Raw genomic sequence first — 15254 nt, 5'->3', positions numbered from 1 at the left:
GACAGGAACCTATTTAGGTTTTCTGGCTTTCAATATTAATCTGTCGAGGTTCGCTTTCCTCAAAGAACCCATCGCTACTCCCGCAGCGCTGACTCCCTTGAGCGCTTTACCAATATAACTACCACCACTTCTACTGTCAACATCAAAAGCGAAAATGATTTGTATGCCTTGGAATCTGACGTCTCAGGGGTTTTCAAGGCATATTGATGTTCTGAGCTAAAGAAAACTTCTCTGAACTGAATGAAAGTCTTTTTAGGCATTGGCGTAGTGTGATGACACGATACAGCCTTGACTGGAACGATTTTGACTTGCATTGGCTGCTTAAAGTGTTTGAAACACCGTGCAAATGAATTTCAGGAGCAATCACACTCCACATCTAGGGGTTCTATATGAAGAATCCCCACATATAGTCTAGATATGGCGCAGATGATCAGTTAATGTGTGGTCATCTTTTTGTTATGAACGATCGCTCATAGCAAAGTGAGTCTCTTTGAACATATATTTGTACTAGGTTGAGGATCAGGCTTCATGTCTTTTGTGGGTCTGCATATTCATAGCGACTACAGTTTGCTGGATGGGGCGAGTCAGCTACCGGATTTGGTGGCGCAGGCTAAGGCGTTAGAAATGCCTGCGATCGCCTTGACTGATCATGGCGTTATGTACGGCGCAGTTGAACTGTTGAAAGTCTGCAAAAAGAACGACGTGAAGCCGATCATCGGCAACGAGATGTACCTTATCAACGGGGATATTGATAAGCAACAACGGCGTCCCCGCTATCACCAGGTAATTCTGGCCAAGAATACTCAGGGCTACAAAAACCTCGTCAAGCTCACAACCCTTTCCCATTTAGAAGGGATGCAGGGACGGGGTATCTTTTCACGTCCCTGCATCAATAAAGACTTGTTGGAAAAGTATCGTGAAGGGCTAATTGTAACGAGTGCTTGCCTGGGTGGGGAAGTACCTCAAGCGATTCTGCAAAATCGACCTGAAATTGCTCGTCGAGTTGCCCAGTGGTACAAGGGCGTTTTTGGCGACGACTATTATCTAGAAATTCAGGATCATGGTTCACCTGAAGACAGAATTGTCAATGTTGAGGTTGTCAAGATTGCCCGTGAGTTGGACATCAAAATCGTCTGTACTAATGATTCTCACTTCATTTCATGTAACGACGTTGAAGCCCATGACGCGCTACTTTGCATCCAGACTGGAAAATTAGTAACTGAAGACAAACGTCTGAGATATAGCGGCACTGAGTATTTAAAGTCAGCCGACGAGATGCGGCAGTTGTTCCGCGACCATCTGGCAGATGATGTCATTGAAGAGGCGATTCAGAATACTCTCGAAGTTGCTGAGAAAGTTGAACCCTATGAAGGGATTTTAGGGCAGCCTCGAATTCCTGATTTTCCGATCCCCGAACAGTTCAACGGGGCTGAGGACTACATGGCTTATGTAGCGCGGGATGGCCTCGTCAAGCGGATGAAGGTTAACGGCTATGAGGATATTGATCAGGAATATCGCGATCGCCTCGAATATGAAATTGACATGATGATCCAGATGGGGTTTCCTACCTATTTTTTGGTGGTGTGGGACTACATCCGATTTGCACGAGAAAACAATATTCCAGTAGGCCCCGGACGAGGCTCGGCAGCAGGATCGTTGGTGGCTTACGCCATGGGTATCACTAATATTGACCCTGTTCATCACGGTCTTCTCTTCGAGCGCTTTTTGAATCCAGAGCGGAAGTCGATGCCTGATATTGACACGGACTTCTGCATCGAACGACGAGATGAGGTAATTGACTATGTGACGGAGAAATATGGCAAAGAAAGGGTTGCCCAGATTATCACTTTTAACCGTATGACCTCAAAAGCGGTTTTGAAGGATGTAGCACGGGTGCTAAATATTCCCTATGCCGAATCTGATCGCATGGCTAAGCTGATCCCGGTATCACGAGGTAAACCGACCAAGCTCAAAGTCATGGTATCTGACGATACGCCCGCACCTGAGTTCAAAGAACGCTACGAAAAAGATCCCAATGTGCAGCGCTGGCTCGATATGGCAATGCGAATTGAGGGAACCAACAAAACATTTGGTGTACACGCGGCTGGAGTCGTCATTTCCAAGGATCCTCTAGACGAGATTGTGCCGCTCCAGCGTAATAACGATGGTCAGGTCATCACGCAATATTACATGGAGGACGTAGAGGCACTCGGTCTTCTGAAGATGGACTTTTTGGGACTGCGCAACCTAACGATGATTCAGCGTGCGGTCGAATTAGTGGAATCTGGTAAAGGCCGCAAGCTGGATATGGATGACCTACCAATGGATGATCCAGCGACGTTCAAGCTTTTGGAAAAGGGAGATTTGGGTGGCGTCTTTCAGCTTGAGTCTTCTGGAATGCGGCAGATTGTGCGCGACCTGAAGCCCTCCGGATTGGAGGACATCTCATCGGTATTAGCCCTTTACCGACCCGGACCACTCGACGCTGGACTGATTCCTAAATTTATCAATCGTAAACACGGGCGAGAAAAGATCGACTTTGCCGACAACATTCTGGAGCCCATTCTGAGTGAAACTTACGGAATCATGGTCTATCAGGAACAGATCATGAAAATTGCTCAGGATATGGCGGGCTATTCCTTGGGACAAGCTGACCTTTTGCGGCGAGCAATGGGTAAGAAAAAAGTTGCCGAGATGGAGAAGCACAAGGGACAGTTCATCGCCGGGTCAGTCGAAAAGGGTGTCCCGAAAAAGGTCGTTGAAGAACTGTGGGATCAGATGGTGAAGTTTGCAGAGTACTGCCTCAGCGCAGATACGAAGCTACTCACTGTAGAATACGGTCCTTTAGAAATTGGTCGCATTGTTGAAGAACAGATTGAGTGCCATATATATAGTGTTGATTCAAATGGTTTCCTTTACACACAGCCGATCGCTCAATGGCACTATAGAGGGCAACAAGAGATTTTTGAGTATCGGCTTGAAGATGGCGGGGTGATTCGCGCTACAGCTGACCATAAGTTCATGACAACCGATGGGGGAATGATGCCTATTGATGAAATCTTCCAAAAGGGGCTAGCGTTAAAACAAGTCGAAGCGTCTCGCCCGGTTGTTCTACAGACTGCGTAGTCGGAGGCTATCGGAATGTCCAAGGTACAACTTTCATGCTCTAACTTGACGCTGTCTAGCCTGAAAACCCTCGTGAGTATTCAAGATGACGGAATACAGCCCTATTCCTGGACAGATGTCGATGACATAGTCCTATCGGGAAGCGTGCAGCGACAGATAGCTGATATTCAAGCACGCTTGCGAAACGATCGCCCCCAATTAATGAATGAGGCAACGGTCTGGGCGCGAGCGATTTATCCTTTGCTTATGCTGGCCGAGCGAGACTCTGTTCGCGCTTGGTCACAGATTCCTATCAATGGAAGCTATCCCTCTTTTGAGATTCACGGAGTGGCTGACGGCGTCTTGGGCAGCGGGTTTGCAGGAGATTTGGAGGCACCCTACTTAGTTGTTGTAGAAGCTAAACGGGGTATTGAAGCTAAGAATCCTCAGTATCAGCTTTACGGAGAAATGTTGGCAGCGGCTCGAATGAATTGGGAACTAGACAGTCAAGGGCAAGATCCCCAGATTATCTTTGGCTGCTACACCATCGCTGACGTGTGGACGTTTACCAGGGGAGAGGTCGGCGGTATGGATAGCGATCGTCCCTTCCTGTTGCTCGAATCTTCTCGGGAATACGGCAGCAAGCTGGAGGCAGAAATCATCGTGAAAATTTTGCAGACAATTGTGAGCGATCGCCTGAATACTCTCAGCAAAGCGGCTTAAAAAGCGATGTGTGTTATGACTCAAACACTGTCAGAACAATCAATGACTGGCTTCAAACGCCATCTAACAGAGTATCGACCTCAGTTAGAAAAAGCGCTTCAAGCAATTCAAGTTCTTGAAACAGCAAATCTCGAATCAGAAGAGTTCGTACAAGCACTCGCAGATCTGCACGTCTGTGCAACAGTGCTTGAGCCTTATTCAGAAGGAATGCTTGAAGCGATCAATCAATTTACATATGAGCAGTCTGAGAATCTATGAAACGCGATTTAGAGCTTTGGAGAGCCATATTGATTAAAGTCGAAGATCTCCCTCCTGGAAGAGATCTCAGCTCTCCCTTAGAAATTGATGGTTATGAGGAAGAGGTTGTTGCTGAGCACGTCAAACTGTTGGAAGAAGCTGGTTTGATAGAAGCTCAAATGGTAATCGCGCCAAATTGGATGGGTGTAAAGCAAGTAGAACACTATGTAATATTTAGGCTTCTGAACGAAGGACATGAGTTCGTTGCAAATGCGAAGAATCCAAAAATCTGGAAGAAGTTCAGCAGCTCCATTGGTAACAACGGCGGTGATGTCTCTTTGGCAGTTACTAAAGGGGTCTTAACGAAAATTGCCCTTGAATTTTTTGGGCTTTAAGTTTGGGAGTAGAGCACATGGTTAAAATTATTAGTCGTCAGTCGTTGGGTGTGCAGCCGGTTTATGACATTGGGGTTGAGCAAGACCACAGTTTCTTATTAGAAAATGGATTAGTCGCATCCAATTGCTTTAACAAATCCCACTCGACGGCGTACGGATTTGTCACGTTTCAGACAGCGTATCTGAAGGCGAACTATCCCGTTGAATATATGGCGGCGCTGCTGACCTCCAACAGTGGGGATCAGGACAAGGTGCAGATGCACATCGCCAACTGCATCAGCATGGGTATTGAGGTGTTGCCACCGAATATCAATGAGTCGCGGGTGGACTTTACACCGAAAGGCAAGCAGATATTATTTGGTTTGTCCGCTGTACGAAATGTGGGGCAGGGCGCGATTGAATGTATTTTGCAAAATCGTGATGAAGACGGAGAGTTCAAATCATTACCAGAGTTGTGCGATCGCGTTGATCTACACGCTGTCAACCGTCGCGCTTTAGAAGCCCTAGTTCTCTCTGGTGCCTTTGATCCCATCAATCCCAACCGCAACCAGCTCATGCACGACCTAGAATTTGTGCTGGATTGGGCACAAAGTCGGGCAAAAGACCGGGCAATTGGGCAGGGAAATCTGTTGGATATGTTGGGCGGTAGTGCTGAAGCCGCTGCACCAAGCGGTGGGTTTGAAACGGCTCCCAAAGCTCCGCTAGTTGCTGACTTTGAACCCCAAGAAAAACTCAAGCAAGAGAAAGAACTGTTGGGTTTTTATATTTCTGACCATCCTTTGAAATCGGTACAGAAACCAGCTCGAATTCTAGCTCCTATCAATTTGGGTGAACTGGAAGGTCTGCCGGACAATATCACCTTGAGCGCGATCGCCATGCTCGCCAACGTGAAGCCAATTGTGACGAAGAAAGGCGATCGCATGGCAATTGTCATGCTAGAAGACCTCTCTGGCAGTGTAGAAGGTGTCGTCTTTCCCCGATCCTATGAGCGCATTGGGCAGTACATTCAGCCAGATGCGAGATTGATGGTGTGGGGTAAGTGCGATCGACGCGACGATCAAATTCAATTTATTGTGGACGATGCTGAACCGATTGAATCTGTTCAGATGGTGATGGTAGATCTGGATCCCAGCATCGCCTCTGATATTGAGCAGCAACATCGTCTTCGTAATGTGATCCGCAGCAATCAGGGAGATGACCCCAAATATGCACGAGTTCCGGTCATTGCCATCATTGGTCAAGCTGAAAATCGTCGGCTGATTCGCTTGGGTGCTCAGTTCCGAGTGAAAGATCCAGAGGCAACAGTCAATGCCTTATCGCGAGCGGATTTCAAGGCTCGAATGAGTCCTTTAATCAAAGCCTAAGAATGCCAACTCAAAAGGACGAGAGACCTGCTAGCTTATTAGCTAGGATAATGGTGATCGTATTGTGAAGACCCTGCATGGCCTATGTCGCAATCAACTGTGGTTCAGGACACGACAAATTTTAGTGAGACAGAGGTTGTCCAGTGCCCACCAACAGATTTATGGAGTGACGAGCCACCCTTGGAGAGTGACTTTCATCGCGATCAGATAAGCTTGTTGATCAATATCCTGCGTGAGCTTTGGGGCGATCGCCAGGATGTTTATGTTTCAGGTAATTTGACCATTTATTACAACGAACAACAAATCAAGTCTAGGGACTTTAGGGGACCTGACTTTTTCGTTGTTTTAGGCACAGAGAATAAGCTTCGAAAAAGCTGGGTGGTATGGGGAGAGGATGGTCGGTACCCCAACCTAATTGTTGAAATATTGTCCTCTTCAACCAAGAAGGTAGATCGAGGTCTCAAGAAGGAGCTATATCAAAACACATTCCGCACGCCTGATTATTTTTTGTTTGACCCAGACCATGCTGACCTTGAGGGATATCATTTGCTTGATGGTCGATATGAGTTGATTCAGGTCAATGAACGTGGCCATTTATGGAGCCAGCAACTTGAATTGTATTTAGGCGTTCACGAGGGAGTGCTACGTTTCTTTGATACTGATGGACAGTTAGTGCCGACTCCAGCAGAACTAGTCAGCCAGGGACGGCAACGGGTCGAACAAGAGCGGCAACGAGCCGAACAAGAACGACAGCGGGCCGAACAAGAGCAGCAACGAGCCGAACAAGAGCGGCAACGAGCCGAACAAGAACGACAGCGGGCCGAGCAGGCTGAAGCAGAACTTGAGCGACTTAAAGCACAACTTCAGCAAGAAGCAGAAGAACCATAATCTATAGTTTTTCAATCGCTAGCCGCTGAAGTCAGCGCCAAATCTGTAGAGGCGTTCTACCTATGCTTTTAAGTGTCTTGAACGGCAAGCAACTCCCCTTGTGAGAACACAAGTATTTGTGTTCTCACAAGGGGATCGCAGGCCCGCAATAAATATCCAGTAGTAGCTTGCATACTTACCTGTGGAGAATACCTGGAACCCCCAAAATCGCGCCTGTTATCATCCAGTTCAGTTCCTTGACCGGCAGATAGGCGGTTGTCGATGGCGTTATCATCAAGGCCACAATGGGAATAACTCCTACAGTTTGAATACCGGCCTTCTTTAACCCTGTCGCCCTTACCCTTTCACTTTTGCTATGAATCGACTTTCCTGAGCACCCTACACCGTTGGCTGTAGAGTTCATCCAAGAAAATTGATCGACCTGCTGTGGGTGATATCGGTAGCTGATAGTCATGACTACGACGAACATAGTCCTTTATGCAGCTAATTTTTCCGGTATAGGCATTCCATAGGTGAGCCAAATCGGGAAATTTTTTCAGGATATCGCGGCGCGATCGCTTGAAATCAACCCATTCAATCTGATGCTTCTGAAATAAGTCTCTGTGCTCGTTGTAAAACTCCTCTATCTTCGGACGCAAGGTCCCAGTTGGATAATGAGCCAAAACAATATCAAACCCTCCTTGCTGCTCTAAGATTACGTCAAAGCAAAAGCCCCAATGAAAAGGGTGTAGGGCTTCAATATCCTCTAAAGACAACAGCCGCTTGGGTTGTGCTTTGCCTGAAAGGGATGAGTCCTGAATCTTAATGCCGAGTTTGCGGCTGAAAGTTTCGAATAGCAAACGATTCAACTTTTGCTGAACGGCTTGATTGACGTCATCAATGCGATCGCGCAGAAATTCTGTTTGAACGTAGTCCGGAATCCCTCCCTCTAAACCCATTGCCCTAGTCTGTGCTCGGTAATGCTCTACACGAATCTTCTTCTCAGCTAGCGTGTCCCGATAGCTTGCTGCTGCCAAGGGTTGCAACAAGTCGCCTTGCAGAATAGTTTCAGACTTAGCCTCAAACGCTGATGATTTCCCCATTCGCTTAGGACGAATTTGGTCAAAACTTTCCTCATCGACGTGAATGAAGCCGACGAGGGCATTACCCGTAGTGATGCTGAAATCCAAATCCGGTAGAGGCGATAAGTCGTCTGAGACATTTGCAGTGGAAAGCAGCATCAACCAAAGCTGAAACTGGGTAATGAGTGTGGCCTCTGGTTTTGCATCAAGGCCAAAGAGGTTGTGTGTCAGGATGTGATAAGTCCATGTCCATTCAGGAGACGTGGAGGTGCTTTTGAGCAATCGCACCCAATCCCGCAGAAAGTCGTTAGACGAGACTTGAGCATGTTTCCAGCAGCACTGATAGACATGCTGTAATCGCCGTAGAACGCTGCCCAAAAAGCATCCGGCTCCGCATGCAAGATCAAGAATCGTAATGCTGGGTAATATACTGCCAACCAACGCCTGACATGTTTCGTCGTCAAGCTTAGTTAGAATCGCGTCCAACGAATCCATGGGCTTATTTGTAGAAAAGACCTGGACTTGAATAGCTTTGAGGATATGGGCATCCACTAGCTTACAGTTGGCCTCTAACACTTCAGAAGAAAGGGTGACCGTTCTGCCAAATTGGGCCGCTAAGACGTACTCATACGCTTCAGCTAGAACTGAGCGAGTGATACTGTCGGGTTCTTGCGGCGAGATCCATTCCCGTGACCAGGGCTGCTCAGCTAACCAGCCTAAAAATTGTTCAATACTGTCATCGGGAAGATCAACGTCTACCCGATGCTCCAGCGAGTAGGGTTGAAAGGGTCGGCTACCCAAGTAGGGAACGGCACCAATGGTTTGCTGAAGTGCACGAGGCCACTCCTGAACCGGCAGCGCTAATCCCTGATGACAAAGAGGCTTTAGAAAACGCTTGAAGAATTCACCAGGCTGGGTTTCAGAAAATTGACCTAGCTTCGTGTGCAGGTACCAGCGATCGCCTTCACCTAAAAAACCAGCAACTTGCAAGTCATAAATCAAGATCAATCGACTGACAATGACAGTTGCATACCACCGCCGCTCAGCCGCCGTCCCAAGATTTGAGAAGGCATCAGCAAAGAGTACATGATAATTGGACAGCGCTTGAGCCAGAGTTTGAGAAGCAGACCCCATGTGTCCTGAAAGTCTTATGACTGTTGCCGATTCTGAACAACGATGACGTACTTCTGGAAACGGTCCATATCTGCCTTTAGAGTAGATTCAACAATCCTACCTAAAAACAGGTTATCCATTAGCTTGCCAATGAAGCTAGGGATAGAATAAGCCACCGTGAGCTTGACTGCACTCTTTCCCTTGTGATCATAAAACCGAATCCCACCTCGATTGGGTAAACCATCTACCGCTTCCCATTGAATCAGCTGATGATCAATCAACTTGGTGATGCGGGAAAGCCAAGTAAACTCGAAGCCTCCCGTCGCCAGTTTCCAGCGAGAGAGATCTGGATTGTCCTCCAAAATGGTGACCGACTCAATCCATTTCATCCACCGGGGCATTTGTTCAAGGTCAGACCAGAGCGACCACACCAGTTCGACTGGAGCATCCACCTCGACTAATACACTGTGTTCCAGCCAGTCAGACATAATCTATCTCATACGTTCCAGAATTGCTTTGGCAGCTTGCTTGCCTGAAAGGGTAGCGCCTTCCATACTATCGATGTAGTCCTGCTGGGTGTAACTCCCCGCAAGAAAGAAGTTATCTACAGGAGTTACCTGATTGGGTCGGTAAGGATCCATCCCCGGCGCTTCTCGATAGAGCGACTGCGCTAATTTGACCACACTGTACCAGGTCATGTTGAGGTCCCGTGAAGAGGGAAAGAGGTCATGCACTTGCTTGAGCACGTGATGAGCGATCGCTTCATTATTTTCACGAATGAAAGGATCTCCAGGCGTCAGGACACATTGCATCAGTGATCCTTCTCCTTCCCGATAGTAGTCAGTAGGACTTGTTAAGGCCATATCAGCGAAACATGAAAAGTCCGCATCAGGGGTGTATAGCAGATTGTCCATACCGGTAGGATGGGCAACTGTCTTAGCGGCAGCTGAATCTTGCAATTCGGTAACCCAACCGTCAAATCGGAGCTGTACCGTGGCGACAGGCACGGCATCAAGCTTGTAGATATTGTCGAATTCGGGCCAGCGTCGCCAAGCTTCTGGCAACAGTCGCTTAATGCCGGGAACGTCGCAGGCAGCCACATAGGCATCGGCAGTTATTGTTTCAATATCGTCTTCATTGGCGATCGCCAAGCCCGTGACGTGAGTTGCATTACCCCTATCTTCGAACAAGACTTCCCGTACTCCCCGACGAGTATGCACTTTTGCACCGCGTTCTTGTAGGTAGTTGAGGATAGGTTTGTGTAAAAAGTCGTTGGGCGATCCCTCCAACATTCGTAAAACGGACGCTTCGCTTTTTGCTGCAAAGAACATGAAAATTGTCAGCATACAGCGGGCCGAAATATTCTCAGTATCGATGAAGCCCAATGCGTAGGCAATAGGATTCCACATGCGCTTGAGGCTGCCATTGGACCCCCCGTGTTTGCGGAACCAGTCGGCAAAGCTAATGCGATCTAGTTCGCGAATGGTTTTCATTGCCCCTTTGAAGTCCACTAGACCACGAACAATGGGGCTAGTTCCCAGGGCGATCGCGTTCATAGCCTTATCCGCCGCCGAGAGTTGGGAGGTGGTGAAGAATGCCTTGAGTCCGTTGAAGGGAGCACCTGTAATGAAGCGGAAATCAAGCTCTCCAGTCTTACCTCCCCGGTTCACAAAAGTATGCGTGTGCTCCTTCCGCCGCAAATGCTGAAAAGCATTCACCTTTTTCATCAGCTCAAAGAGGTTGTAGTAGCAGCCAAAAAAAACATGAAGGCCCATCTCCAGATGATTGCCGTCTTTGTCAATCCAGCTACCAACCTTGCCGCCAACAAAAGGACGAGACTCAAAAATCTCAATCTCATGCCCCTGGTCGGCCAGTTCAATTGCTGTAGATAAACCCGCCAGACCTGCCCCAACAATTGCAACCCGCATGTGCCCTCTATGAAGATAACTTTACGTATTTTAATCGCCGAAGCATTCTCAGAACAACTGAGTTGAAGTTACTTCGATGATTCAGCCGTTTCACAAGCCTCGGAATTGACCTGCTGAATTGCTCCACGCCCAGACAGCAAACCTAAGGCAGCACTTTCAGGAATCAACGCTGCGATCGCGGTCAGTTTAAGTGACCACGCTTCAGATGAATTAAACAACCCTGCCCTGCACCCCAAATGAGCAGACAAAATATCTGCTAGTTACTCCCAATCGAGCGCGTAACTCATTTGCAATGGCGGTAAGTTCAGTTCTTCAGGTGTCTTAAAGACTGTTTCGAAGAATGCAACTTTTTCTTTGGGTCCAGGTTTCCCTCTGGCAGCTCCCGTGATGCCAGAGGCAATCATGACTCCACAAACCCCTTTGGATTCTTCACACCATTGATGCCACTTTTCCAGCAACTCGCTGTCGTGGGAATCGTCTTCTAAGATTTCGATAAATAGGTGGAAGTCGCTATCACCTGTATGTAGCAATCCCAACTGGAGGGTATCCCCTGTCATCGGATCTCCCCCGGGATTGAAACAGACAGCCTGAACTTCCCCAGCTGCCTGCAATTGTGACACTAACTTTTGTGCCTTAGGGCGAGACGTTTGAATGATGACAATAGGCATCATTTTGCCTTTGAAGGGAGGCTTAGCGATCGCATGATAATGTTGGCCTTTTTGCAAGGGAGCAAATGTCTTCTGAGATAGGCGCGTCAACAAAACCATCGCCCCTTCTGGAATGTAGTCATCGCGAAACCGAGGAAACTCCATCGGCGAGAGCGGATCGACACCAATACCCTCTGAGACAGCGAGCTGGGCCGTAATGGTGGGACAGGTCGCGATAGAGACCTTCAAAGCCTCGCCTTTAATGGGATCGGTCACCCTATAGTCGTGAGAAAGATCAGGGAAATCAGCTCCGCTCAAAGCAGATTCGTATTCTTCAAAGAATGAGTTTAATCCTTCTAGACAGACTCTAAGCGCTGCTGCCTCCTCCAATTCAAGGGCTGTTCTCAACCCTTCCAAAGGATGTAGGCTCCCGAATTCAGGAATCACCTCAGAAGGGGCAGACTGCATCCACGGCAGGGGCAGTAGCGTTGAAGATGCTTCATCTTGAACCAGGTCAAAGTTGAGAAATAGGCAATCTTGAGATAAGAAAGCCTGCTGCATTTGCCGAGTGCTCAACGTGTCGAGCATAGCTGTTTTCCGAAATTGCGTGAGCGATTCCAGAGAGCGATAAATGAGTAGCCCATACTCAAGTCCAGCCATACCTAAAACAGACACATAGAGGGTGTCTAGATCCCACCGATTAAGGTCTATTTTCAGGATCTGATCATCGCCTAAATTATTCCAAGGAGCGTTATCCCAAAGCTGCCGAGCTTGCTCGTTAAGCACTTTTTGCCAGTCATCGGGCAAAGCTGCTTCATCCGACTCTTCGGGCTGCTGCAAACTCTCAAATATTTCGTTGATGATGGGCAATGTGTCGGCGTGATCAACGGTGACATCGAGATCCTGCAAGGCGCCTCGGAGAAAAAAATGTATTTCGCGATCGCGCACCACAATCTTGTGTGGACGAGCAGGCGGAATGGCACCCTGCGGATGCTCCATCGCCTGTAGCAGGGTTCTAACAACGGCCTCATGCCCAGTGTCAGCTGGAATAATCGTAACTGCCCGCAAAGCCCCTTCAGTGCCATCTACCCAAAGAATGCAGTCGCTTGCCTCATCTTCACCCTCAGGCGTAGTACCGTCATAGCCAAAGGCGTCCAACATGCCCTCAGAAATCGGACGGCGATCGCCTTCCCACACAGCAGGTTGCTTGGGAAGTCGCTTTAGGCGAGCGCAGGTAAATGGACTGAGAGTATACATGGGATTTGTCATCAAGTTCCTTGCTAGATGGTTTTAGCAAAAGAAAGGCCAGCACCGGAGGATTATCAGTTCTCCTTAACACAAGTCAAACTTAGCGTGGGCAAAAAGAGCATCCATCAATCTTGACTATTGAATTTCTACTGGATTGTTGGTCTAACTTGTAGCCGCGCTGTGGCAATGGTTGTCCTTAACGGTTTAGAAGAGCTTACGACAAAACGCTTTGTTGAAAGCATCACTTAAATCACTTCTAAATCGAGTGTTAAGTGCTCTTTAACATTTAGCTGGTAGCGTTCCACCAGACTATGAGAGTGCTGGAGAAAATATTATGAATTGGCTACGGCTGTTTGGGGCAGCTGGACTGCTCTTATTGTTGGGAGATTTTGTAGCGACATTTGGCTACCACGTCCCTGAGCACGTATTCGGGAAATTTCATAGCATTGTTCACCATAGCCCAAAGCGTAGCTTCGTTCGATATGCGATTAAGAATCGTCAACCAATTGCTTTGATTGACGGCTTTTTAAGCGCCTTTCCCTATCTCATGTTCATTCCCATTTTGTGGAAGCTTTCACCTTGGGGAGTTGGGCTAGGTCTTCTTTTAGCAGAACTTCATGTGCTCTGGAGACATCAATTCTCGTTGACCTATCGCACGCCTTATTGGCTACAGAAAATTTGTAAAGCTTTGTACATCACGACGCCCGAACGTCACTGGATCCATCACCGCTATGCTAACAAGGCGTTCGGTGATATCTTTGCTTTCTACGGTAAGCCTGCCGAATGGTGGTTAAAACAGCTACGGCTTTTGAAGCGGCGATCGCAGCTACAGTAAAAGGCAAAAGGATAAAAGCGGAAGCATCAATGAACCCTTCCGCGACAAAACTCTGAGGTTTCTGACCATCTGAGACAAAGCAATGTCAGTTGCAGTGACCTTGAAGCTAGATGAACCGACCAGAATGACTGGGTGCTGAGAGCATCCTATGGACCGGTCAAAGTTAGCAGGCTCGTCTTCGCTGGACTTTACAACGGATTTGACTTGACCGGAGCCGATGGTCGAATTCTGGGTCTATCTTTTGTTGGAGCAGGTTTAGGACGCCCTGCACTACCTCCAGGACGCCGTCCCCGTCTGGGACCAGATGGCCTACCACCTTTTTTCTTCTTCTTAGGCGGAACGATGCCTATTGCACGGCTGTCAGTGAGCACCAAGTTTTCTCCTTGACGCTCTATTTCTAGTTCCCAGAAATAACCCACCGTTTTGCCGGAGATTTTTCCGAATACGTTCAATTTGAAGGCTTTGGGTGGCTTCCCATTACGCTTAGCACCCTGCACGATTTTGACCAGAATTAACTCTTTGTCTTCGTCATAGTTCAAAACTTCGCCTCGAATGGAGAAGTAATTTTCTGACGGAATTTCCGGCGTCGGTAGCTCTACAGCAGCACTTTCAGCAGTATCAGGATCGTTCGGATCAGGACTTTCTACGTCAGGGCTTTCTATATCAAGAGTTTCTGTCGCGTTTTCTGTAGCGATCGCCACATCAGTATCCTCTGCCTGAGTCGCGGCTTCCTGATCGGCTTCCAATATCGTTACAGGCTCCGGATCAACCAGAGACTCTGTGGGTTCAGCAATCTTCTCATCCAAATCATCAGGATTGTCAGATGATCCTGTGTTGGGGTTTTCACCAGGCATTCCCAACGTTTCAGGTTCCCAAATGCCGACAATTTGCAAGTGCAAACTGCCGTTCGTATCGTCCTGCTCAGACTCCTCCAGCGCCTGACGTGTAAGGGGATAGACAACCCATAAGTGCGATTTCTGAAGATCGATATGTTTCTTAATCAGACTCGTAATCCGGCCTAACAAAACCGAGTCGATGACCGCTCCATCATCGGCAAGAATCTTACCTCGGTTGAGCTGCTCTTCAGACGGCTGATAGGTCCCCTTGATCAAACCAATTGCTCGATATTGCATTGGTTCACTGGGAGGCGCGATAGGGTGGTTGGTAAAAGCAGATTTGGAAGGAACCGCTTCTGGCGGCTTGATAGCCGCTTCGGCTTCATTGCTATCGACGCTATCGACCTTGGGTTTAGCTGGAGTAGTCTCCGGCGCTGGAGGCGTCACAGCTTCCGATTCAGCGCGATTGGAGGAAGGGCGCTGAGGCCGTGCAGGAGGCTGTAACAGCGATGGTCGCTGAGGTGGGGCCATCGGTTTGCTGTCTGACTGAGACGACATCTTGGAAAACTGATGCTCCGCTGCGCTCATGGGTCTCGAAATCCTCCTACCTAAAAACTCCCATCCACCCGCAGACAGAAAAGGGGCTTATTCCCTCAAGGTTAGCACCGCAATTCGCATCCCGCGAGATGCCCCTTTCCTCTCCTAAGGATACGGGCAATGATTTATCTTTACCCTCTTTTCCGAGCTTCTCTATGTTTAATCCGTAATGTTTTTATTGTGGACTCGTAAAGTTATCGAGATTTTCATCTTGAAACATGACCTGGATTTTTGAGTGAAAACGCTAAGATGGGCAGGTTGAATTCGGATCATTCTC

At 48.1% G+C, this 15254-nt stretch carries 14 protein-coding genes; 7 read left to right on the top strand and 7 right to left on the bottom strand.

What is annotated here, in order from left to right; genetic code table 11:
• Positions 1-528: 528 nt before the first annotated feature.
• The 6 genes from PN498_RS23940 (at position 529) to PN498_RS23915 (ending at position 6712) form a co-directional block, all read left to right on the top strand.
• Positions 529-3126, top strand: coding sequence for a DNA polymerase III subunit alpha (locus PN498_RS23940; RefSeq protein WP_272065945.1), 2598 nt, complete (start codon positions 529-531; stop codon positions 3124-3126).
• A gap of 15 nt (positions 3127-3141) precedes the next feature.
• Positions 3142-3828 (top strand): hypothetical protein, encoded by a 687-nt coding sequence (locus PN498_RS23935; RefSeq protein WP_272065944.1) that lies wholly within the window; start codon positions 3142-3144, stop codon positions 3826-3828.
• Between the two features lie 15 nt (positions 3829-3843).
• Positions 3844-4086, top strand: coding sequence for a hypothetical protein (locus PN498_RS23930; RefSeq protein ID WP_272065943.1), 243 nt, complete (start codon positions 3844-3846; stop codon positions 4084-4086).
• Positions 4083-4460: a DUF2513 domain-containing protein gene (locus PN498_RS23925; RefSeq protein WP_272065942.1), complete on the top strand. Its 378-nt coding sequence runs from the start codon at positions 4083-4085 to the stop codon at positions 4458-4460. Before PN498_RS23930 ends, PN498_RS23925 begins: the two co-directional genes overlap by 4 nt.
• A 17-nt stretch (positions 4461-4477) precedes the next feature.
• Positions 4478-5824, top strand: coding sequence for a helix-hairpin-helix domain-containing protein (locus tag PN498_RS23920; protein ID WP_272065941.1), 1347 nt, complete (start codon positions 4478-4480; stop codon positions 5822-5824).
• 84 nt (positions 5825-5908) lie between these two features.
• The gene (locus PN498_RS23915; RefSeq protein WP_272065940.1) at positions 5909-6712 is read left to right on the top strand and encodes a Uma2 family endonuclease; all 804 of its coding nucleotides are present in this window, start codon (positions 5909-5911) and stop codon (positions 6710-6712) included.
• A gap of 175 nt (positions 6713-6887) precedes the next feature.
• Here PN498_RS23915 and PN498_RS28665 read toward each other — a convergent pair whose 3' ends face one another.
• The 6 genes from PN498_RS28665 to PN498_RS23890 form a co-directional block, all read right to left on the bottom strand.
• Complete coding sequence (locus PN498_RS28665; protein WP_442951443.1) at positions 6888-7115, bottom strand: metal ABC transporter permease; 228 nt, start codon at positions 7113-7115, stop codon at positions 6888-6890.
• Positions 7066-8907: a hypothetical protein gene (locus tag PN498_RS23910; RefSeq protein WP_272065939.1), complete on the bottom strand. Its 1842-nt coding sequence runs from the start codon at positions 8905-8907 to the stop codon at positions 7066-7068. The genes PN498_RS28665 and PN498_RS23910 overlap by 50 nt, the downstream gene beginning before the upstream one ends.
• 14 nt (positions 8908-8921) lie before the next feature.
• Entirely contained in the window at positions 8922-9374 is a 453-nt protein-coding gene (locus tag PN498_RS23905) for an SRPBCC family protein (protein WP_272065938.1), read from the bottom strand.
• Between the two features lie 3 nt (positions 9375-9377).
• Complete coding sequence (zds, locus tag PN498_RS23900) at positions 9378-10814, bottom strand: 9,9'-di-cis-zeta-carotene desaturase (protein ID WP_272065937.1); 1437 nt, start codon at positions 10812-10814, stop codon at positions 9378-9380.
• A gap of 68 nt (positions 10815-10882) precedes the next feature.
• Positions 10883-11032 carry a hypothetical protein gene (locus PN498_RS23895; protein WP_272065936.1) on the bottom strand — a complete coding sequence of 50 codons (150 nt, stop codon included), beginning with the start codon at positions 11030-11032 and terminating at the stop codon, positions 10883-10885.
• 42 nt (positions 11033-11074) lie between these two features.
• A complete protein-coding gene (locus PN498_RS23890) occupies positions 11075-12730 on the bottom strand; it encodes a DUF6930 domain-containing protein (protein ID WP_272065935.1) in 1656 nt (551 codons plus the stop codon).
• Between the two features lie 313 nt (positions 12731-13043).
• Between PN498_RS23890 and PN498_RS23885 the strand changes: the two genes are divergently transcribed.
• Entirely contained in the window at positions 13044-13544 is a 501-nt protein-coding gene (locus PN498_RS23885; RefSeq protein ID WP_272065934.1) for a sterol desaturase family protein, read from the top strand.
• 188 nt (positions 13545-13732) lie between these two features.
• Here PN498_RS23885 and PN498_RS23880 read toward each other — a convergent pair whose 3' ends face one another.
• Complete coding sequence (locus PN498_RS23880) at positions 13733-14968, bottom strand: hypothetical protein (protein WP_272065933.1); 1236 nt, start codon at positions 14966-14968, stop codon at positions 13733-13735.
• Between the last annotated feature and the right edge of the window lie 286 nt (positions 14969-15254).

Origin of the sequence: Oscillatoria sp. CS-180 (assembly GCF_028330965.1) — a bacterium.
Lineage (GTDB): Bacteria > Cyanobacteriota > Cyanobacteriia > Phormidesmidales > Phormidesmidaceae > Halomicronema.
The sequence above is the reverse complement of the archived record's forward strand: the minus strand, read 5'-3'. Positions and strand labels throughout refer to the sequence as shown.